This is a genomic window from Pseudoalteromonas holothuriae (assembly GCF_945859825.1).
Taxonomy (GTDB): Bacteria; Pseudomonadota; Gammaproteobacteria; order Enterobacterales; family Alteromonadaceae; genus Pseudoalteromonas; species Pseudoalteromonas holothuriae.
In genome coordinates this window covers 65,081-86,662 of the sequence record NZ_CAMAPC010000019.1, presented here as the reverse complement: position 1 = coordinate 86,662, position 21,582 = coordinate 65,081, and the positions used below count along the sequence as shown (strand labels likewise).

General features: G+C 40.1%; 21 protein-coding genes. 9 read left to right on the top strand and 12 right to left on the bottom strand.

Annotation, left to right across the window (positions count from 1 at the left end; genetic code table 11):
• Positions 1-12: 12 nt before the first annotated feature.
• From OCI93_RS17855 to OCI93_RS17845, 3 genes are read right to left on the bottom strand one after another with little or no spacing between them, the layout of a single operon-like run.
• Positions 13-456, bottom strand: coding sequence for a flavodoxin (locus OCI93_RS17855; RefSeq protein ID WP_261594301.1), 444 nt, complete (start codon positions 454-456; stop codon positions 13-15).
• Complete coding sequence (gene truC / locus OCI93_RS17850; RefSeq protein ID WP_261626959.1) at positions 456-1,190, bottom strand: tRNA pseudouridine(65) synthase TruC; 735 nt, start codon at positions 1,188-1,190, stop codon at positions 456-458. Before truC ends, OCI93_RS17855 begins: the two co-directional genes overlap by 1 nt.
• Entirely contained in the window at positions 1,184-1,519 is a 336-nt protein-coding gene (locus OCI93_RS17845; protein ID WP_261594299.1) for a YqcC family protein, read from the bottom strand. The genes truC and OCI93_RS17845 overlap by 7 nt, the downstream gene beginning before the upstream one ends.
• Before the next feature lie 127 nt (positions 1,520-1,646).
• Between OCI93_RS17845 and OCI93_RS17840 the strand changes: the two genes are divergently transcribed.
• The 3 genes from OCI93_RS17840 (at position 1,647) to OCI93_RS17830 (ending at position 4,088) form a co-directional block, all read left to right on the top strand.
• Positions 1,647-2,675: a DUF3549 family protein gene (locus OCI93_RS17840; protein WP_261626958.1), complete on the top strand. Its 1,029-nt coding sequence runs from the start codon at positions 1,647-1,649 to the stop codon at positions 2,673-2,675.
• Complete coding sequence (locus OCI93_RS17835; protein ID WP_261594297.1) at positions 2,676-2,978, top strand: DUF3301 domain-containing protein; 303 nt, start codon at positions 2,676-2,678, stop codon at positions 2,976-2,978.
• A 78-nt stretch (positions 2,979-3,056) separates the two neighbouring features.
• Positions 3,057-4,088, top strand: a complete 1,032-nt coding sequence (locus tag OCI93_RS17830) for a S66 family peptidase (protein ID WP_261594296.1) — start codon at positions 3,057-3,059, stop codon at positions 4,086-4,088.
• A gap of 645 nt (positions 4,089-4,733) precedes the next feature.
• Here OCI93_RS17830 and OCI93_RS17825 read toward each other — a convergent pair.
• Positions 4,734-5,366 carry a GNAT family N-acetyltransferase gene (locus OCI93_RS17825; RefSeq protein ID WP_261594295.1) on the bottom strand — a complete coding sequence of 211 codons (633 nt, stop codon included), beginning with the start codon at positions 5,364-5,366 and terminating at the stop codon, positions 4,734-4,736.
• A 102-nt stretch (positions 5,367-5,468) separates the two neighbouring features.
• On the opposite strand from OCI93_RS17825, the gene OCI93_RS17820 reads away from it, so the two are divergent.
• From OCI93_RS17820 to OCI93_RS17810, 3 genes are read left to right on the top strand one after another with little or no spacing between them, the layout of a single operon-like run.
• Complete coding sequence (locus OCI93_RS17820; RefSeq protein WP_261594294.1) at positions 5,469-5,696, top strand: DUF2789 domain-containing protein; 228 nt, start codon at positions 5,469-5,471, stop codon at positions 5,694-5,696.
• 47 nt (positions 5,697-5,743) lie between these two features.
• A complete protein-coding gene (locus OCI93_RS17815) occupies positions 5,744-6,007 on the top strand; it encodes a hypothetical protein (RefSeq protein ID WP_261594293.1) in 264 nt (87 codons plus the stop codon).
• Between the two features lies 1 nt (position 6,008).
• Complete coding sequence (locus tag OCI93_RS17810; protein ID WP_261594292.1) at positions 6,009-6,782, top strand: Zn-ribbon-containing protein; 774 nt, start codon at positions 6,009-6,011, stop codon at positions 6,780-6,782.
• 5 nt (positions 6,783-6,787) lie between these two features.
• On the opposite strand, the gene syd is transcribed toward OCI93_RS17810, so the two are convergent.
• Entirely contained in the window at positions 6,788-7,327 is a 540-nt protein-coding gene (syd, locus tag OCI93_RS17805; RefSeq protein ID WP_261594291.1) for a SecY-interacting protein, read from the bottom strand.
• Between the two features lie 59 nt (positions 7,328-7,386).
• Here syd and queF point away from each other — a divergent pair, with 59 nt between their 5' ends.
• A complete protein-coding gene (gene queF, locus OCI93_RS17800) occupies positions 7,387-8,232 on the top strand; it encodes an NADPH-dependent 7-cyano-7-deazaguanine reductase QueF (RefSeq protein WP_261594290.1) in 846 nt (281 codons plus the stop codon).
• On the opposite strand, the gene OCI93_RS17795 is transcribed toward queF, so the two are convergent.
• From OCI93_RS17795 to OCI93_RS17785, 3 genes are read right to left on the bottom strand one after another with little or no spacing between them, the layout of a single operon-like run.
• The gene (locus OCI93_RS17795) at positions 8,219-9,091 is read right to left on the bottom strand and encodes a peptidylprolyl isomerase (RefSeq protein WP_261594289.1); all 873 of its coding nucleotides are present in this window, start codon (positions 9,089-9,091) and stop codon (positions 8,219-8,221) included. The two genes, queF and OCI93_RS17795, sit on opposite strands and share 14 nt — an antisense overlap.
• Before the next feature lie 29 nt (positions 9,092-9,120).
• Entirely contained in the window at positions 9,121-12,795 is a 3,675-nt protein-coding gene (tamB, locus tag OCI93_RS17790) for an autotransporter assembly complex protein TamB (RefSeq protein WP_261626957.1), read from the bottom strand.
• Positions 12,795-14,504, bottom strand: a complete 1,710-nt coding sequence (locus OCI93_RS17785; protein ID WP_261626956.1) for an autotransporter assembly complex protein TamA — start codon at positions 14,502-14,504, stop codon at positions 12,795-12,797. Before OCI93_RS17785 ends, tamB begins: the two co-directional genes overlap by 1 nt.
• A gap of 166 nt (positions 14,505-14,670) precedes the next feature.
• Between OCI93_RS17785 and OCI93_RS17780 the strand changes: the two genes are divergently transcribed.
• Positions 14,671-15,000, top strand: coding sequence for a ribonuclease E inhibitor RraB (locus tag OCI93_RS17780; RefSeq protein WP_261626955.1), 330 nt, complete (start codon positions 14,671-14,673; stop codon positions 14,998-15,000).
• Positions 15,001-15,032: 32 nt separating this feature from the next.
• Here OCI93_RS17780 and OCI93_RS17775 read toward each other — a convergent pair whose 3' ends face one another.
• From OCI93_RS17775 to pyrC, 4 genes are all read right to left on the bottom strand, one after another.
• The gene (locus OCI93_RS17775; RefSeq protein ID WP_261594285.1) at positions 15,033-16,787 is read right to left on the bottom strand and encodes a DNA repair helicase RadD; all 1,755 of its coding nucleotides are present in this window, start codon (positions 16,785-16,787) and stop codon (positions 15,033-15,035) included.
• A 98-nt stretch (positions 16,788-16,885) separates the two neighbouring features.
• The gene (locus OCI93_RS17770) at positions 16,886-17,191 is read right to left on the bottom strand and encodes an H-NS histone family protein (RefSeq protein ID WP_261594284.1); all 306 of its coding nucleotides are present in this window, start codon (positions 17,189-17,191) and stop codon (positions 16,886-16,888) included.
• A gap of 202 nt (positions 17,192-17,393) precedes the next feature.
• On the bottom strand, positions 17,394-17,603 hold the full coding sequence (locus tag OCI93_RS17765) for a cold-shock protein (protein WP_261594283.1): 210 nt from the start codon (positions 17,601-17,603) through the stop codon (positions 17,394-17,396).
• 321 nt (positions 17,604-17,924) lie between these two features.
• Complete coding sequence (gene pyrC, locus OCI93_RS17760; RefSeq protein ID WP_261626954.1) at positions 17,925-18,968, bottom strand: dihydroorotase; 1,044 nt, start codon at positions 18,966-18,968, stop codon at positions 17,925-17,927.
• A gap of 190 nt (positions 18,969-19,158) precedes the next feature.
• Here pyrC and OCI93_RS17755 point away from each other — a divergent pair, with 190 nt between their 5' ends.
• Complete coding sequence (locus tag OCI93_RS17755) at positions 19,159-21,534, top strand: bifunctional diguanylate cyclase/phosphodiesterase (RefSeq protein WP_261594281.1); 2,376 nt, start codon at positions 19,159-19,161, stop codon at positions 21,532-21,534.
• Positions 21,535-21,582: the final 48 nt, after the last annotated feature.

The following is a 21,582-nucleotide window of genomic DNA, read 5'->3' as shown; positions in this document are numbered from 1 at the left end:
AATGGCGCTTTTTTACAAATGAGCAACCCAGCGCATTAACCAAGGAGCGGTTGGCTCCCAAGCTTCAAAGTGCTCACCAGCATCTATATCTAAACGTTCAATTGGTAAAGTAGCATTCAGCTCCTGAGCCAACGCATCTATTTGTCGCCCTGCTCCACAAAACGTTTCTCCATAGCTGCTGTCTCCAAGAGCTATTACGCCAACCTTTTTATCTGTAAGCATGGGAAATTGACTTTGCATTTGTAAAAACAACGGCAATATATTATCTGGCAAATCTCCCGATCCCGTCGTCGAGGTTATAAATAATATATTTTTCGCACTTTGCAGTTGCTCAAATGTATCTTGCTCACAAATAACCGCGTCATGCCCTAAGCTTGTGAGTTTATTTCTTACCTCGATTGCCAAGTTATCCGCATTGCCATACATACTACCTACAAATATAGATACCGATGCCATTAAGCATAATCCTTCTGAGTCGTAGGCCAACCTAATTGCTCGAAAATCGACAATATAGATGCCGCTAGGTTAGCTCTGATTGTAATGTTTTGTTGAGTATAAGGATGAACAAACTTAAGTGAAGTTGCAAACAACATCAACCTTTGCGCACCAAAATACTCGTAAAAGAAATGGTTATGTTTGTTATCACCGTGATTAACATCACCAATAATCGGATAGGACAAATGATTTAAATGCCGGCGAATTTGATGTTTTCGTCCCGTTTTTGGAAAGCACTCAATCAATGAATAACGAATACTTGGATATTTGCCAAACTCAATCGGTAAACTGGCTTGGTACAGGCAGTTAAACTGTGTTTGCGCCTCTTGCGGTGCTTTGTTTTGATCAGCAAATTTATCGGCTATTTTATCAAGTTCTTCTTTAAGTGGTTTATCCACAAATACTGATTCTGGTGCAAACCCTCTAACTAAAGCCAAATAACGTTTTTCAATTTTTCCATCTATAAACACTTGATTGATATCTCGCGCAGCTTGCGAGCTAAGCGCAAACAATAGTACTCCTGATGTAGGCCTGTCTAAACGATGCACTGGAAATACATGTTGCCCAAGCTGATCTCGTAACATTTGCATTGCAAATTGCGTTTCCCTCTTGTCTAAAAACGAGCGATGTACTAATAACCCTGATGGCTTATTAATAGCGACATAGTTTTCGTCTTGATAAACAATCTCTAGCATTTTTCACCTTTAGTTAAGCTGTTATCTAGACGCACTAAAACATCGTGTACGTTGTCGTAATTAGAGTGTGAGCATAAAGTCATTTCTGCCATCGGGGCCAATGCAATATTATTTGGCAATGGGTCTTCTTGCTCAGCTAATCGAGACATCTTTGGGATAAACACAAACTGCAACCATTGCTCAAAACGCAGTGTGTCGCAACAAAAAGGCGCCGCGGAGCGTAGCAACTGTGAATTTACCGGCTCAGCCTGCCAAAGTTGTGCACGTCCAAGCGCCCGCTCCAGTTCTTGCAATAACAAGCAAACATGTTGATGTAATGTACTCGGCATTACTAAAACTCTTATGATCAAATTTATTGCAATTATACCTAAACTCACAGCCTTTACCCATAGCTTGCTTATCAGCAGGCATAATTACAGGTATAATCCCCCTCTAAAACAATCTGGTGAGTAAATCATGACAACGCAAATTTCTACTTTAGGCGAACTTTTGAGTACAGCAGGCACCCAGTGGCGAGTGTATGATATAGGCCGTAGGATAACCAAAATAGATAAACAGCAATTTGCGCAAATTGAAGCAACTCAAACCCCTTATCCTTATCCATTGGGTAGCCATGCATTAATCGCGATTCAATTTTGGGATAATCAAGCAACAGTTGACCCTTATGTCTGGTTTTTAAAGTTTCCACTAGATGAACAAAGCAAATTAATTGTTGCCAGCAGAGATCACTTTGCCAGCATGGTTTTAGAAGCCCTTGGAACAGAGTTAACAGGCGAGCATGCTGATGGAAAACTTGATAATAACCCCTATGTTTTTACTCCTAACGCAAATAAACTTGCCGCGTTTAATGCGTTACTAAAAAAAGAATTAAATCGACCGGCTTCTCAATACTACGAATACAGCGAATTATATTTCGCAGGCAAGCTACCAAGTAATGCTTGGCAAAGTTTAGCTATACAAGGACTAGCTGATTTTGCATACCGTTTAGAACATGGTCAAAACAATATCAATTTACAAACAATTTGGCCGTCTTTACCATTGGAAGTGAAGCAACCTTTAAGCGCAATGCTGGAACACGTTGAAATTGATACGGCTTTTTCTGAGCAGCTACAAAGAGCAATAAATACCTCCATAGAACAACAACAACTTGATACGCTTATCTGCAACTTGCGAGCAATTTCAGGTAGCAAAGCACAAGGCCTTGTAGCTCAAAGTGTTGACACTCTGCTTGGCTGTGAATATCGCCATGAGGCTGATCTTTTACTAACCTTAGCAGGACGCTGTTGGGAGGTGTTTATAGACCGAGAGCGACTCTTTAAATTTTTAGATTGCGCAGCAAACAATCATCAGATTGATGGTTTATTTGCAAGTATTTTTGCAGATTTAGTTGCAATTCCACAGCTGCGCCCACATGTTTTAAGTATTCTAAGAGCAGACAATCGCAGTGACAATTTATCACGCGCAATCGGTAGGTTATTTTCATAGATGGCAACACTTTGGCTTTTAATCATATTTGGGGCAGTTATCGCACTATTTTGGACTAGTAGGCAAGCCGCAGAAGCAGCTAAAGAGCATGCTCAGCATCAGGCTGAAAAGCTACAAGTTCAAATGTTGAGTATTGCCTGCAAGCAACGTCGTTTAGGTATACTGCGAAATGGCAAACCAGGTATAAAAAGCCAATTTACTTTTGAATTTAGTTCAGATGGTGAAAGTGTTTACTATGGCACGTTATACCTTGAAAATAATCGACTCGTCAAAGCTGATATTCCCCCATACCGTATAACTTAAAAAGCCGCTAGAATATCTATTGAGACATACTTAATAATTAATTATGCTGATCTTTTCTTCATGGAAGGACATCAGTAAATGAAAAAATCTAAATGCCTCAAAGCTGGCAGTACTGTAGCCATCGTATCACCGTCATGGGGTGGCCCATCAGTCTTTCCTCATATTTATCAGCAAGGGTTACATAACCTCGCAGAGCTTGGGTTTAACATTGTTGAGTATCCAACAGCTACAATGGATGAAAATAAGTTATTTCTCAATCCCAAGCTTCGGGCAAACGATATTAACAAAGCATTTTTAGACCCCCAAATCGACGCTATCATCGCCACCATAGGTGGGAGTGATAGTGCCAGAATTTTAAAGTACCTTGATTTGCAGGCCATTTCACAACATCCAAAACTCTTTATGGGCTACTCAGATAGCACCAGCCTAACAACTACGCTCAATCAAGTCGGGTTAGTTACGTTCAACGGTCCGTCGGTGATGGCAGGGTTTGCACAGCTTCATAATTTTGATACACAATACCAAAGTTACATACTTAATTTTTTAACAACCAACCCAGCGTCTCGAGCACTACCGGTATTTGACAGCTACAGCCATGGTTACCCCGAGTGGGCGCATTTAGAAAATACGGGAATGCGTAACCCACTTATCAAAAGCCGCGGCCCACAAGTACTACAAGGCACCAAAAGCGTTATTGGTCAATTATTTGGTGGCTGTATTGAAGTATTAGAAATGCTCAAAGGAACTGAATATTGGCCTGCACCAAGCTTTTGGCACACTAAGATACTTTTTTTGGAGACCTCACAAGAAAAACCTTCTGTCGACTATGTCCGCTTCTGGCTGCGCAATTATGGTGTGATGGGGGTATTTGAAAAGATCAATGCTTTGTTGATTGGCCGCCCACGCGACTATAGCGATACCGAACAAGTGGAATTGGAAAACGTTATATTAAGTGTTGTCAAAGAAGAGTTTAATAATCAACACCTCGTTATTGTTGCCAATTTAGATTTTGGCCATACTGATCCTCAAATGATTTTACCGTTAGGTTTACAGTGTTCAGTTGACGCACAATCGGGTCATTTAACGTTGTTAGAAGAAGTCTTTGCATAAATACTAGAAGTGTCGACATATGAAATTAAAATGTTTTTCTAGCAGTTTAAAACCGTTAGAAAAAACTAAGGCGCAACATAAGTCGCGCCTAGTTCTGACTACATCCATGATGGGTTTTCCATACCCTATGCGTGAAGCCACCTTTTTCTTCGTCCCCTGAACGGGTATACATCCAAGCCATACCCGGGCACCTTCCTTGCTGTCATCCTTATGTCACACCCTGTGACTATCCATTTGCTTTCCAAGCTTCCACTTCACTCAACCTTGAGTGCTCCCTAAACTGCACACCCTGTGCTTATCCTATCTTCCTTGTACATATCTTCCTAATATGTGCCCACACCCTGTGAGTTCCAAAGTCATTCCTTGCTCCTTTTACGCTCCTTGCTTATGCAGTTTAGTCCTTCTGCATATCATCCTTCTAACGAACTCTATCGCTTTGTCTTCCTGACACAAATAAGTTTACGCGGTTATTGGCTTTCAAAAAGCAAATAAATGTAATTTATTGAATGAAACAATATTGTAAAAATAAACATTGCTATACTTTACAAGTAGTTAACTTGATAATGATTACCAATAACGACAACATAAAACACCTTAGCGCACATTTATGTAGGAAAAGTCTCACAGCTGTTTTTCCATTCTGTCTCATTGCCGGCGTTTAAAAAGTAACTCACCACTTACTTTTTCAAATGAAAGTGCTTTTATAACTTGATATTTATGGCCAAGAAAAAATGCTTTATCTTTAGCTTGTGTTACAAATACTGCCATGCCTGTAACATCGCAATTGCTTGCTATTAAATCATCTAACCCTGTGAGTAGGTAATGTCCAAGCCCTTGCCCTTGAATGTGAGGGTCAACAGCAATAAAGGCTAAAAAATAGTAATGACCATACTCTTGTAAGGCCTCACGAATGGTATTCTCTTTTTCAATGAGCTGCTGAGTTTGCAAGTATCCAGCACTTAGCATTAATCGTAAGCGCCAATGCCAATATCTCGAAGCTTGTAATTGTGTTTGCGACTCAATTACGCAAGCAACGGCATACAGGTTATCCCCCTCAAATAAGCCAACCATAGGCTGCTGGCCTTGCCCGAAACTTGAGAGCTCTTCACGAATGAATGCCCGCAACTTAGCTTCATAACTACTATTATCTTTTGCGGATAATACACTGCGAAGCACATCATCATCATGGTAAGCTTGATACAGTAAGCTCGCGGTTACTGACATATCTTCTGCGGATAAATACTTAACTGATAGGTTTTGCTGTTCTAGAACTCGCATAATACCCCCTTATGTTGTTGTTATTAGGGCGAACTGATTGTTGTTAGTTGCACTCTCTACTATAGTTACAGAGTGTTTTTTAGGCAACTAACGGAGTGATTTATGGATACCAGCAAGCACAACCTTGCCAATTTATTTGCACAACTGGGTTTAGACAACTCACCTGAACAAATTACGATGTTTGTTAACAAACACCGTATTGCAGACGATACTTTGCTCGCAGATGCACCATTTTGGAATGAAGGTCAGCGACATTTTATCGAAGAATCATTGCAAGAAGACGCTGACTGGTGTGAGCTCATTGATGAACTGGATACCATGCTACGCTAACATTTTAAGCTATGTTATGATGCGCTTTATTTTTTGGAGTAAAGCGCATGCATCCTGCAGTACAAAAAGCCATTGCGGAATTAGTCAGTGATGGAAAAGTTCCAAGTGTTGCCTTAACCAAAGCACGCTTGAGTGACCCCGTACCTATGCCACTCATTATTGCAGGTCTCACTGCTTATAAAAACAACCCAGATATCATCACATTCCCATTATCGTCACAACCCAAACAAGACGCTCAGCAACAGCAAAGTCAGCTTGACCGCATTGAGCATAAACTTGATAAGCTGCTGACCCTACTAGAGAAAGGTTAATATGTTTGTTGTTGACTTAACTTTTGACTGTTACCAAGATACAACGCTAGATATGGCTGAAGTCGCGATTAACCGTGTAGTTAATGCACTACGCTTTAATGGCCAAATTATCGGTGACGAGTTTCCAACCGTATTAAAAGACGGTTACTTTATCACTCGAGTTATGTGCCCATTAGAGGATGCTCTACACCCACTCAACCACAGCCCATTTGTTAAACATGCCATAGATGGCCTGCAAAAAGCAGGGTTACTGGCCCCAAAGGTCAAGGTGATTGGGCAAGATATTCACGCTAATGGTGCCGATCAGTGTACCGCGCCCTCCAGCTACATTCTATACACTACTTACGTACATACTTGCAGCCCACTTTACTGTGGTGACGATTTTTTGCCTGTGCCACTTTACAAAATTCCAGCCATCGCCAATGGTGATTACAAAGCCCTAATAAAATGGCAAGAGGACTGGCAGGCCTGTGACCAAATTCAAATTAATGGTGCGACCCGTTGTGAATTTGCTACCCTTGATGAAATATCTAGTACTAATAGCGACTTATTTCGCCGTGGTATGGACTTATCAAAACGCATTAGGTTTTTAACCCAAAAGCCCGTTTATTATTATTTATACCGTGTTGGCGGAGAGTCTTTAGAGTCTGAAAAACAAAGAAAGTGCCCAAGTTGCAACAGTGATTGGGCATTAGATGAACCTTGGTTTGGTATTTTTGACTTTCGCTGTGATAACTGCGAGCTGGTGTCAAATATGTCGTGGGACTTTCAATGATTTGACTAACAAACAACCTGCTGCAAAAAGTCATCAAGACTAGTAGCTAATACATGATGTGGTGGTTTGCCTACATATTCTAGGCACACCTCACCGGTATTTAGCGTTACAGTGAGCAACAAATCATCTTGTTCTGTCAAACCAATAAATATTGTATCTTGCTGTTTAAGCTTTCGCTTCATTAAAACATGGCCAGTAATGTTTTGCTGTAACCGCTCAAAATCGTCTTGATTCCAAGCTTGTAATAGCTCAATTTTATGTCCATCAATCTCACCAACAATATTACCCGCAAAAAAGCTACTGTAATAATCATCTAACGCTATGGGGAACTCACACTCAAGCGCTTTTGCCAGTTGCTGCAAATTATTCTCTGCTGGTTGAGCAATCGCTTGCCATTGAATTCGTTCGCCGTCTATCGGCTCACCAACTTCGCAAGGGCTAGACCATTTTGGGTCATAATACATACATGGGAGTGATTGATGTTGCTGCTGATACTTCATCGCAAAGTCTTGGTGTAATTTTGATAAAATCTGCTGTGTCGCCATACTGCCAACTTTCTTGTGATCCGTTATAATATCGTCATTGTAACCACAAATGGTGAAACATGACAGATTACACAAATGCTCCTGAGCTAAAAGCATCACTTTTAGGCAAAGCAACCGAATATGCATCACACTACGATGCAACCTTGTTACACCCTATTGCCCGTAAGCTCAATCGCGACCAAATCGCTGTCGACGAATCTGACTTACCCTTTATGGGCGAAGATACATGGACTGGCTATGAACTTTCTTGGCTTAACCAAAAAGGCAAGCCTCAAGTCGCCGTTGCCAGTTTTGTATTCCCGTGCCAAAGCTCACATATTATTGAGTCTAAATCATTTAAATTGTACTTAAATAGCTTTAACCAAAGCAAATTTGCAAGTGTAGAAGCAGTACAACAGATACTCCAAAAAGACTTATCTTCCACGGCAAACACACAAGTGCAAGTCACACTTTATAAAGCTGATGATTATGCTTGCCTGCCATTTACTGCGCTACCAGGCGAATGTATTGATGAGTTAGATATTGAAGTGGATATATACAGCCCCCAAGCAGATATTTTGCAAAGTACAGGGCAATGCAACGTAAGCGAAACGCTACATAGTCATTTATTAAAGTCGAATTGTTTAATTACCTCACAACCCGATTGGGCCAGTATCATTATTTCATACACAGGCAAACAAATATGTCGTGACTCACTACTGCGTTATCTTATCTCATTTCGTAGTCACAATGAATTCCATGAACAATGTGTTGAGCGCATCTATTGCGAACTGATGAATACATTTGATTTTGAAAAGCTTGAGGTGTATGCGCGGTATACAAGGCGTGGCGGTTTAGATATAAACCCATATCGTTCAAGCTATCAAAACCACACCGCCTATCAAATTCGCACTAATCGACAGTAAAAGTACTCACGGGCACCTTAATTGCACAAACATCTAAATAGTTAGGCTTGGCGACAAACCAAGCCTCTGGACGGTTTTTTCTAGCTTCAATGAGCGTCTTAAAATCATCATGACTGGTATTAAAGACCTTAAATCTTTGTTTATCTTTACTGGCAATATCCGAAAGTACCCTAACTGATTCAATATGATTAAACACCTGCCCATGTGTAGGGCTACGGTCTAACTTTTGTACATGCTCCATACCGCTCAACACTTGACCAAATACCGTGGTGTTTTTATCTAGATATCGTTGCGCAGACAGCGTGATATAAAACTCAGTTCCGCCAGAATTAAGCGCATCCTCACGGGCCATGGCAAATGCACCTGTACAGTGTGTTTGCCATGTTTGCGTAGCTTGAAGGTTCTGTGCAACCGCAAAACCACTAAAAAAACCTGTTCGCTGTGCATACCCATCGACCATGTTAAGTGCAGTAACTGACAAAAAAGGCTTTTTACTATTTAAGATAAGTTCGGCAGAAAGTTGCTTTTTTGCGTGCTTCGTTACTTTACTATTGCTCGCATCTCCCCCTTGAGCCACAAACCCTTCGACGAAGCGGTACATACTCAAGCCGTCATAAAATTGCTCACGAGCGAGTAGTTTAATATTCGCAACATGGTTTGGGGCAAGTATTGGATTCAACTCAATATACACCGGCCCCGTTGGTAATTGAATTTTCAGTACATCGTCATTATTCACGAGCCGCCACGCAGATGCAGGTGCTTGCGAAACAATTTCATGTGGCGCTTTTGGCGTTTGTGCGTCAGCAGTATTCGCTATTTGAAAAAATATACAAAACGACCCCAATAAACCTAGCTTCATCACCTTCCCTTATTATTTTAAATTGTTAACTAGTTATCCCAATCAAATTTATATAATAAATCAACACTGTCATACAAACCGCTTGTCGCTTCAATGTAGAGTTTAGAGAATACTCGATAGCGCACTGCCACTTCACTCAAAGAGTCAAATACGCCAACGCGATAACTCACCTGTACACTGGGCGTCAAATAACCTGAAACTTCAACTTTGGTCGAATCACCACTGCCTCTTGCACCAAGAGACACATCACTAAAGCCCAGCTTTTCTCCCGTTTTTGCCACCAGCCCCTCACTTCGATTCAAGCCTTGTGATAATAGTAACTGCGTTAAAATCGTGTTGTTTGAACTCTCGCCTTCCCCCAGCGGTTCTCCGTTAAGCAAATAAGCAAGCGCTTGGGATTGGTCCATCGCGGGTTGTGAATAGACTGAAAAACTTGGCTTTGAGATACTCCCCGATAGCTCGATACCAGCCTCTACATCATTTGCAGTCACCTCCGGGTTGCGAATAGCACGTACATTTAAATACGGCTTATCCAACGCGCCATTGAACCCTATTAAGCCTGTTTTTATCAGCAAGTCTTGACCAAAGGCACGGTACCGTCCTTCATTTAATGACAACTCTCCACTTGCTAACAATGGACTCGCAGGCATTTTCACCACATCTATACGACCTGCTATATAGCTATCTAAACCAAGCGCCTTAACCCTAAAGTCATCTCCTACTTGCACATCTATATCAACTTTATAATCAATTGGAGAGCGGCTTAAGCGCTTACTTTGTGCATCAACAATAATTTGGTCTTCAGAAACTTGCACTACCCCCACGGGGATCTCTTTTACCTCAATTCGACCAAATGGAATAAACAACTTTCCAGTCACTGAAGCTTTATTCTCACTATATTCAAACAGAATATCCGGAGAAATAGACACTTCCACATTTGCTTCAGGCGCAATTAAAAAATTATCCCCTTGCGCTTTAATTTTGCCAGCCAATTTATTTGCCCAAGAGAGCTGCCCATCAAGCGATAAAGTCCCCCCTTGTTCAGCTTGCATGTTGCCATGTATATTTGCTTGCTTTGCATCAAACGTAATATCTACACTAGATGACATCAAAGTAATGGGAGAGACGGGACTTGCCAGCGCTATCTCTTTAATGTTGACCTGCCCCGCTACATGTGGGCTACGTAAGTCACCCGTTAAGTTAACCTTGCCACTAATATCACCTGCAAGGTTAAATGGCTGATGCAAACTTTTACTCAGCACTGGGGACAAAGGAGAAAGCGACATATGAACAATTTCAACAATCGCCTTTGGTTTAGCTTTACCGATTAAAGGCAATTGCATTTCTCCCTGTAATCGCCCTAATAAAGAAGACTCTATTTGCCAATCTAATGTCGCAAGCTCCTCGCTACTCACTAACTGGGTATTGAGCGTCTCGATAGGCAGTGTGTGCATTACATCGCCCTCTGTTGTAATAACTTGGGTGTGTTGAAATTGCAATTTCCCATCGGCTTTAGTGAGCTTGCCAGATTGCCAATCAAATGACACACCGCCGAACGCTGAACCATCAAGCTTAGTAATATCTCCAAGCCACGGATTGATGTCACTAAGTAATAATTGGCTGATTTTAACATCGCCATGGCCATGACCGGTGATGATGTTTTGTTGGCCAGAAAAACAAGCCTCACTATTTAGTAACACCCAACATTGCTTATCAAATTTAGCCTCCTGTTGCGATAAATAGATTTGCGCAGGCTCTAACAACTCAAATAGATACTGTTGATAATCAACCTTGGCATCAGTTAACACAGCTTGCCATTGTTCATTTTGCAAACTACCGCGCAACTTCACATCAACAAGTGCATCACCTTGCGTCTTTATTTCAAGTGTATGCTGTAACAAATCACCTTGCACTGACACAGTCGCATTTTGAATCGCTTGTTGCTCTACTTCAATTCGGCTAGCTTGTAACTTAGCATCTGTTTCCCAGCGACTCGCACCATCTAAAAAGAAGTCCAACTGTGCATCTATCAGCTGCACCTGCTGATATCTTACATGTTGTAAGTCAGCATGAAGTTCAATACTTGGCGTTTTATGATTACCTGATACAACAATATCTGAAGACATTTCAATATCAGCAGGTAAAAGTAGATCTGCACTATGTGCTAGATTTACATTTCCTGATAATTGCAATTGTTGTCCTAGTAGCCCAGATAATGTGACTTTGCTTTGTCCATATGCAAAAGAAAACTGTTCAAGATTGCCTTGAAAATCTTGATTCAACTGCAATTTAGTGGCCGCAGTTAGGGGTTTGTTAAGTAATACCCCATCAAGTTCTAATGTTTTGATGTCCGTTTGCCATTGTCCATCATTAATAGCAAAGCTCATCGCAAGTTGTGTGTTTAGTTTGGTATCTGGGTATTGTGGCAAAAAAAGAGTCAATGGAATTTGAGTAACCTCAGCAATGACCTCACCATTGATACCTTGTTGCCAACTAAATTGCGTCGAGAAAGCAGCCACTGCTTCGCGCCACTGCAATTGAGCATCATCAATAGTTACCTCTGCCAGTGAACCATGCAGCTTAGCACTTGATGAAAAAGGTGACTCTGGAGAGCTATTTCCATTAATACTTAATTTTGCAACGTAGTCATTAAAATCTCCCTCAATATCAAACTTGCCTTGTTCCAGCTTTAAACGCTCAAAAGGCGCTGGTAACAATCCAGAAAACTGCCAATCGTGGACCAAAAGCTGTACATCAAAAGGCCAATTGTCTTGAGCAAGGTTAATGTTCCCCTCAACATCGCTTGGGTATTGCCCCATACTATTTAGTTTGATAGCTAATTTGGATAGTGACCCATTGGTATCTAGGAGCAACTGATCATCCCCTCTTTTGAGCACAGTGCTACTGTTGAGCTGCAAACTTTCTGACCAAAATACTGCACCTTGCGAGCGCAATTTAAAGTCTTGCATATCGGCATTAAGCGTTTGCCATTGCAATTGCTCAGTATCTAATGATGCTTCAATAGCAATATTATCAAGTTTGGTCGTTTGACTTGCTTGTCGCAATTCAAAATGCTGAATTCTCAATTTTTGAGCGGTCACATTCATTGGAATAAAAGGGGCTTTAAATACGAGCGCGGGGATTTTTTCAGGGAGTGCTTTTGTCTGTTCTGTTTGTTCATCAGGCAAAGTGACATGCACACTATCAAGTGTGAATTTGTTAATAAGTAATTGCTCATCTTGCCATTGAAGCTGGCTATGTAACTGCGAAAACGATACATGCTGTCCATTGAAGTCCGCTTCAAAATGCCTGACCGATAGATTTCTTATACCTAGGTGAACAGGTGCATTAATTCGCTTTGATTCTTGTACTGGTTGCTGAGACTCCTCAGCGAGTGTACCTGCTTTCACTTGTATAGATTCACCAGAAACATCTATGCATAATGTGGCACAACTAAACCACTCTAACGAGACCCGAAGCTGCTGGGCAGAAATAGAGACTTGCTCATTTTTATAAGTCATGTCTATTTGCGTACCAGACAATAACCGTCCCTCTGCGAGCTTGAGTTCAAGCCCTGAAACCGTTTTATTTGCCAGATAAACAAGCAATTGATGCCCTGGTGCAGTTGCAATAATACAAAAAACCACCACTGCAATTGCAGCGATACCACTGAGTCCCTTTTTCAAACGTGCGCTAAACAACATTAAATTTCTGGCCCTATAACAATACTCAAACGTGTGCTTTTACTTTTTTTACTAACACCCCAAGCATGGTCAATACGAATTGGGCCAATTGGGGTAATGTAGCGAAAGCCAAAACCAGCCCCTACAGACCATTTCTCTGAAAAATCATTGGTCGCGGTGCCTGCATCAATAAAAAGAGCCGCCCGCCAACTTGGCAAAAATTGATAGTTATACTCTAATGACCCAGTTGCTAAATATTTACCACCAATGTCTTTATTATCCTCTTTTGGACCAACAGAACGATATGCAAATCCTCTAATACTTTGATCTCCACCAGCAAAAAATCGCATATTAAATGGCACTGCATTAATATCATCCACCACGATAGCACCTAAATTAATACGGCTAATGGCAAAATGCTTTTGTTCATAGCTGCGAAGCCAAGCGTTATTCCAGCGCGCTTTTACCAGTGAAGTTGATGACACCAATGAGTCACTAGCAACCTCTAACGAAATAAGCTGCTCATTAGCCCAGTAAGGTGTGGTCCCCCCTTTAGTTTGCTTTTTTGCATAACTAATCCCAGGGAGAAGCATTTCCGTTTTAAAGGTTTTATCTTCTTGCTCAGTTGTTTCATGCTCTCGTTTAATAAAAGCAGTCCGCACCCAGCTGTCACTAATTAACCACTGACGCTGTAGTTGAATATTCCAAATTTTACTCTCAATGCCTTCTTGAAGATCATCATTTACCTGATAACCGCCCAATATTCGCCATACATCATTGTTTGGGTCTAATACCGGCACTGTGTAACTGCCCGTTATATCCTGACGACGTTGTGAAACCGACAAATTACCCTCTAAAAAATGCCCATCATTTGTGATCCAAGGCTTAGTCCACTTTAATCGCCCTTTCGCACCTAAATCAGTGCTGTAACCCCCTCCAACTTCAAAGCTGTTAGCTGGTTTATCCACTACCTCAACGCGTATAGGCAGTGATCCGTTCTGCCTGCGATTTAGTAAAGGGTAAACTTTTGCAGAGCGAAAATAAGGGGTTGCATTTAACGCTAGGGTATAATCAGACAACAGTGCACTGTCAAACATTGACTTGGGATCAAACGTTGCTAAAGACTGAATGTACTGTGTAGCCTGTGTTTGTTTACTGATGTTAAGCGTACCAAAACGATAACGGTTACCTGAGTCTAAATGCCAAAACACCTTTGCCAATCGGGCGCGCTTGTCGATTAACATCTCCTTTCTAAGCCATTTAAAATCAAAATAGCCGCGCTCTAATAATAAGCTCTCAATGTTTGATTTAGCCTGCTGATAAAAATCATGCCTGACTGTTTGGTCAACTTGAATAGGTAGCTTAGTTAGCAATACTGAAAAAACGGTGTCTTTCTTTGCATCACCATCAACTTGCACATTTATTTCATTCCAGCTAAGTGGTTCACCGGGCTTTATATTAATGACAAGCGTTTCATTGTTACGCTCTGCCTCTAACGAAATTTGGCTATGGTAGTAACCTAGAGCTTGCAGAGCTTGTGACACAGAGTTGTGCAATTGCTGATGATTCAATGTTTGCGTTTGATAGCGACGAGTAAAGCCTTCAACATTACTTTTTAATTCACCATCCACACCTAATATTTCAATTTTTTGCGATTGCGATTGTGCGCTCACAGTATGACTAAAACTCACAAAGGCCAGCCAAAGCATTAATAAAACAACTCTAAACACTTACTACTCATTCTCAAGGTTAGTTTAAGAGCCTAATAATATCACAAGCAAACATAACGCCCTATGAACATTACGTACGCAATTAGCGACAAATTTGCATGTTACCTCTTTTTATTTAACCACTAATAACAGACAATAACGGCAACTGATTTACTTGGACCTATATATGCAATTCCCAGACGATGATAATGGCCTGCTTCTTAAAGAAATGGCAGAAGCGGGTATTGACCTAACACAATTTCATACTGTCGACTTTTTCATTTTATTTGAGCAAAAGCCACAAGCCGAATCTTTTATCGAGGCAATCTCAGAGGACGAACTCGCACCACAAACTAACTTGCAGCAATGTAAAGATACCAGTGTTTGGGAGGTGATTTCGTCAATTAAAATGGTACCCGACCACCAACTGCTTTCTCAAACAGAACAGTATCTTGAAAGCATCGCCAATTCACACGAAGGCTACGGTGATGGCTGGGGTATTATGATGCCAGAATAAGTTAGGTAAGTCATAGAGCCCTAAATCAGGCCCTATGACTTATCGGCCACTCGATATTGCCCCTGATAATCAAATATTTTTTCACTTACCTGCCAGCCGTATTTTTTATGCTGTTTTGCAATAACAAAATCGGGAGCTACTAACAAATTTTGCATCTCATATACTTGCTTAGCATTTTGCCAATTCATCTGTGCGTTGTGGCCTTTTATACGTTTGCCATAGTCTAGATTAAACACATATCTGCTTTTACTATTTGCAAAATCATATATTTCATCACAGCTTGCGCCATCCTCATCAAAGTAAGTCACTTTAACTCTATGCGCTTGCAACTCAGTTATACTCAACCCGCTGCAACGTATTACCAAGGCATTTTTAAGGTTTAAGGCAGCACGCAGTTTATCGTCTGGATCAGCCAAAACACTGTGACACTGCCAACATTGCCGCGCAGCAATATCATTTTCACTGCCACACGCGTCACATTCTTTGAAGCGAAAGCGATAGTCACATTGTTGCTGCTCAGTTTCGTCATCTAATAAACCTTGGCACCGACGACCAAAGTGCTCAACTACCTGACCTTGCTCATTAGTTTTACCCCAAAAAACATTGGCAAATCCGCAACCGGGGCACAGCACTTGAACAGGCTCTGAGTCAGTATTTGGCTTTTTTGTCCCCACTTCTGGATGAAACAAGTTAAAGTTATTGCCTGCATAGTCTAGTATCAGGCAATCTGTCTTTTGATCCGATAACCGTAAACCTCGCCCAACAATTTGTTGATACAAGCTAATAGACTCAGTGGGCCTTAATATGGCAATTAAATCTACATGAGGTGCATCAAACCCTGTCGTTAATACAGATACATTTACTAAAAACTTTAACTTTTTATCTTTAAAGCATTTAATAATATTATCTCTTTGTATATTTTTAGTATCACCAATAATTAACTCAGCATTTTCGGTCGGTAAATAACTTAATACTTCTTTTGCATGTTTTACTGTAGCAGCAAAAATCATCACCCCTTGGCGGTGTTTACTTTGCTCAATAATATGACAAACAATGCTATAAGTTGCACGCGTTTGCGATTCAAGCAATGTATTCATATCATTTTGTGAATAAATACCAAACTGATCAGTTTTTAAAGCAGAAAAGTCATAATGTGAAATTGCGGGGTCTATTTCTTTAGGAGGTGTTAAGTATTTATTCTTAATCATATACCGTAAAGGTAGCTCATAAATACAGAGTTTAAATGGACTACTTTTTGTTCCCCTTACAAAACCATGATAATGATAATGATATATCCACCCCATTCCTAATCTATAAGGTGTCGCACTAAGGCCAAGCACTTTTAACTTTGCATTGTACGCCTTTAATGCCGTAATTACCTTTTGATATTGGCTTTGGGAATCATCATTTACTCTATGGCATTCATCTATAATCACCAACGAATAAAATTCATTTAATTGCTCTAAGCTTCTTGAAACTGACTGCACACTTGCAAAGGTTACTTGCTCAGATAAGGATTTTTGTTTCAAACCTGCTGAAAATATACTCGCTGATAAACCAAAGCTTATATACTTTTGTGCATTTTGCTCAACTAACTCTTTAACGTGAGCCAACACCAGTATTTTATGCCGGGCAATGCGAGCTAACTCAGCAATAACCAAGCTTTTACCTGCACCAGTGGGTAACACAATTACCGCAGGGTCGCTGCTGCGTTTGAAGTGAGCTATGGTGTTATTAACCGCTTCTTGTTGATAAGGCCTGAGTGTATAGATATGCACCTCTGACATCTGAGATACGATAATTTATTATACACATAATAAATAAGGTAGAGAAGATAAAAGGCTCAATTAGAGCCTTTCAAGAAATATTATGCTAATTTAAACAATTAAACTGTATAGTCGTCTAAATTTACACCAGAAAATGCTTTTGGTGTTTTACCACGGCCTGTCCATTCAAATACTTGGCCATCCTTTTCAATTCTGTATTTAGGTTTTACTTTTGCGCGTTTATCAACAGGTGCGCCTGACACAAGATCGTCAAGAGTTAAACCTTTTTCCTTGATCAGTGCTAATACTTCCTCTTTTACTTGCTGCTGTTCACGTTGAGATTCAATTGCCTCATTAATTAATTCGGCTGCTTTCTCTAACTCACTAAAATTTGCAGATTTTATAAAAGATTTAATTTCACGCATTGATATTACTCTTAAATTATTTTTGAAAAATACCTAACATAGGTATGTCTAAACCAGATATAAATTACAATTATATTCTGATTACTATATTTTTACATATAAATATAATAAAGCAAATAATATAAGTTAATTTAAAGAAGAAGGAGGTGAAAGGAAATAAAATAGGAGCAACTATGCGTTACTCCTCAGGTAAAATGAAGTTTTATATAGCCACTACATTTTCTGCTTCGGGGCCTTTTTTGCCTTGTTTGATGTCAAACGATACCGCTTGCCCATCAGTTAAAGTGCGAAAACCTTCACCCGAAATAGCACTAAAATGTACAAATACATCAGGGCCATTATCTTGTTCAATAAAGCCAAAGCCTTTAGATTCATTAAAAAACTTTACTTTACCTGTTTTAGAATTAGACATACCTATTATTCCTGTAAGTCAGATCAATTTAACACTTGCCTAAACGGCTTCCTCCTTGAGCTTACGCCGCAATTTGTCGGAATAATAAATACAGCAAAAAATACATAACGCTCATTAACTAGCTAATATTACTATTAGTTAACCAATGAAGCTTCCTTACCGCAACTCTTACATCCATAGAACAGCAAAAACTCAAAGCCCTTTAAGCCTAACATATAAAATAACAAACGGTACAAATCTTACTCAAAATTCATAATAAAATAAGGCATAAAAAACGCACTAAAGCGTGCGTTTTTTATATACTGTATAAATTATTTTCATTTAAGCAATAACTTTCCAATCTACCTGTGCACCTGCTTTAATTGGCACAACCTGATCATCACCTAAAGGAAAACTTTGTGGTGTCGTCCAGCTTTCACGTTTCAACGTAACAGTATCGGTGTTTCTAGGTAAATCATAAAAATCAGGCCCGAAGTGGCTTGCAAATCCTTCTAGTTTATTTAACGCACCTGCTTCTTCAAAAGCTTCAGCATAAAGCTCTAATGCAGCATGTGCAGTATAAGCTCCTGCACAACCACAAGCCGCTTCTTTTTTGTCTTTGGCGTGTGGCGCAGAGTCTGTGCCCAAGAAAAACTTTTTATTGCCGCTTGTAGCAGCCTCTATCAAAGCTTGCTGGTGAATATTACGCTTTAAGATAGGCAAGCAATAATAATGCGGTCTTATCCCTCCCGCTAACATGTGATTGCGATTATAAAGCAAGTGATGTGCGGTAATGGTTGCAGCAACATTGTCTGACGCTTTTTGTACAAATTCAACCGCATCTTTGGTTGTAATATGTTCAAGGACAATTTTAAGTGTTGGGAATGAGTCAACAATTTTAGCCAGCTTAGTATCTATAAAAACCTTCTCTCTATCAAAAATATCAATAGATGAGTCCGTTACCTCTCCATGTATTAAAAGCAGCATGCCTACTTCTTGCATTGCTGCCAAAGCAGGAAAAACCTTTTCGATGTCTGTAACACCGGAATCAGAGTTCGTTGTTGCACCTGCAGGGTATAACTTTGCCGCAACGATGTGCCCACTTGCTTTAGCTTTTTTTATTTCTTCAGGCGTTGTTTTGTCTGTTAAATAAAGCACCATTAATGGCTGAAAGTTGCCTTGAGGTTGCGCCGCTAAAATACGCGCTCGATACGCCAGTGCAGTATCTGTACAAGTAGCTGGAGGCACCAAGTTCGGCATAATAATAGCACGCCCCATATAACGGCTTATATCTCTTACTGTATCTTTAAGTTGCACACCGTCACGTAAGTGTACGTGCCAGTCATCAGGTCTAGTGATAGTGAGGGAATCTACTTTACTTGTCATTGCTCTTTTCCACGGCTGAATTTGTCCGATCATAGGCAGTTCAAAGCGCAGAGTAAAGTTTTTACGCTAATCAAAGCAGCGAAATACACTCGTTGGGTTTTTTCTGATAAAAAATATTTTTTCGCAATAATATGTCGTTTACCTTTCAAGTAAGTTAAATTGTTGGTAATTGTATCGATGAGCGATGTACATGCTTTCAAAAAACAAATTAGAATCAAAAACTGAGCAGCTCAGCATCATTAATCAGTTTTCTTCATCGCTGTTGCAAATCACCCAATTAGATGAGCTATTTGATTATGTTACATCTCAGGTAGTGAGCCGCTTAGGGTTTGTAGATTGTGTAATTTATCTTGCTGATGACCAGAACGAGTTTTTAGAAGAAGTTGCGAGCATGGGCGTCGCACAGCAAAGCAGCGATTATAAAGTCGCACAAACTAAAATTCCAATTGAGCAAGGAATTACTGGCCACGTAGCGCGTACTGGTAAAGCATTCGTATCTGGAGATGTCTCTGTTGAACCTATGTACATTGCTGATAACCGCCCGGCTTTATCTGAGATTTGCGTGCCTCTAATATACGAAGACACGCTTATTGGAGTAATCGATTGTGAACATCCAAAACGCGACTACTTTAGTCAAGGCCACTTGCAAATCCTCTCAACTGTTGCACATTTGTTGAGCGCAAAAATCAATCAAGTTAAAACTCTTAATAATCTCAAAACAACTATTGAACAATTAAATCAAGCACAACAGTTAGAACAATGCCTATTAAAAATTGCCAATATCACTTACCGCTCTTTAGACTTAGAAGCTTTCTATGATGAACTATACCAAATCATCAATAGCCAATTACCTGCAGAAAATTTTTTCATTGGTCTTTACGATAGATATAGCGATATATTAGAAATAGACTACCTGATTGAAAACAAGACCAAGTGTAATGCCCATCAACGTGTCTCTAAATCACAAATAAAGCACACGGCCTCTTATTATACCCTGACATCAGGCAAGCCATTATTATGCAACAGTAGAGAGTTTGAGCACCACATTGATATGGGCCACTTTAAAATGGTCGGTCAATCACCAAAGTCTTGGCTAGGCGTTCCTTTTGCTGTTAATGAACAGTATCAAGGGGTGATCGTGATTCAAAGCTATACCCTAGACAAAGCGTTTCATCATCATCACTTATCAATTTTGACTTATATTAGCCGCCAAGTAAGTATGGCAATTGATCGACAATTATCACGCCAAGCACTAGAGCATAGAGCACTACACGATGAACTCACGGGGCTCGCAAACCGTTACTTATTATTAGAGCGTGTTAAACATGCTATTTTATCTTTAGAAAGAGCTAAGAATGATAATTTGCATTGCTTACTTTATTTAGATTTTGATCGGTTTAAAAGTATTAATGATGCACTCGGACATGATGTGGGTGATCGATTTTTAGTTGCTATTGTAAATATCATTAAAGAGTGTATTCGCCGCACAGATACTTTCGCGCGCCTAGGTGGGGATGAATTTGCGATTTTCATTGAGAATGTCAAAGATAAAGAGCAGGTAGCGCTTGCATTAGAGCGAGTGAATGAAGCAATTGCCAAGCCTTTACTCATTGATGGCCATAAGTTACAAGCGTCTACCAGTATAGGCGTTGCTTATACTGGCAATGCCACCGACAATGCAATTACATTGCTGCAACAAGCTGACGCTGCTATGTACGAGGCGAAATCTCGTGGTCGTGGGCAAGTATGCTACTTTAATAATGCCATGCGTAAAAAGCTTAAACGCCGGGCAGACATTGAAAATGACTTACAACATGGCATTCGAAATAGTGAATTTGAGTTATTTTTTCAGCCCATTTTTTCGCTCAACGACCCACATGTAGTCAGTTTTGAAGCTTTAGTCCGTTGGCACCATCCCAAAAATGGGTTAGTTCCTCCCAATGATTTTATACCCATTGCGGAGCAGACTGGTCAAATTATTGATTTAGATTTACATCTGTTACGCTCAGCCGCGCAACAATTAAAGCTATGGCGACAAGCTGGCTACCCGATGACACGTGTCACAGTGAACGTATCATCACGACACTTTGCCAGTCTCGATTTCGTTACCTATATGCAGCAACTTTATATCGACCATCAGTTACCCAATGGTTCATTGTGTTTAGAGATCACAGAATCTGGATTAATAGAGAACCTAAAGTTAGCAACTCAAATCATTACAGGACTAGCACCTTTAGGTGTAAAGCTATACTTAGATGATTTTGGTACTGGCTATTCCGCTTTAGGTTATTTGCACCAACTTCCCATTCATGTGTTAAAGCTAGATAAAAGCTTTGTAGATCAGCTAACTCACAAAGAGAACCCACTGATAGACGCTATTTTATCTTTAGCTCGCTCATTAGATTTAAATGTGGTTGCTGAAGGTATAGAAAACCCAAAGCAATGGGCGCTATTAAAACGTAAAGGATGTCAATTCGGACAAGGTTTTATGGTCTCAAAACCACTGCCAGCAGATGAAGCTATGCAGTTTTTGCTTACTCATACAGAGATGGCCCTATCAATATAAGCATGTAACTTATTTGCTTTAGACATTGAGATAACTCAAGTAAATATC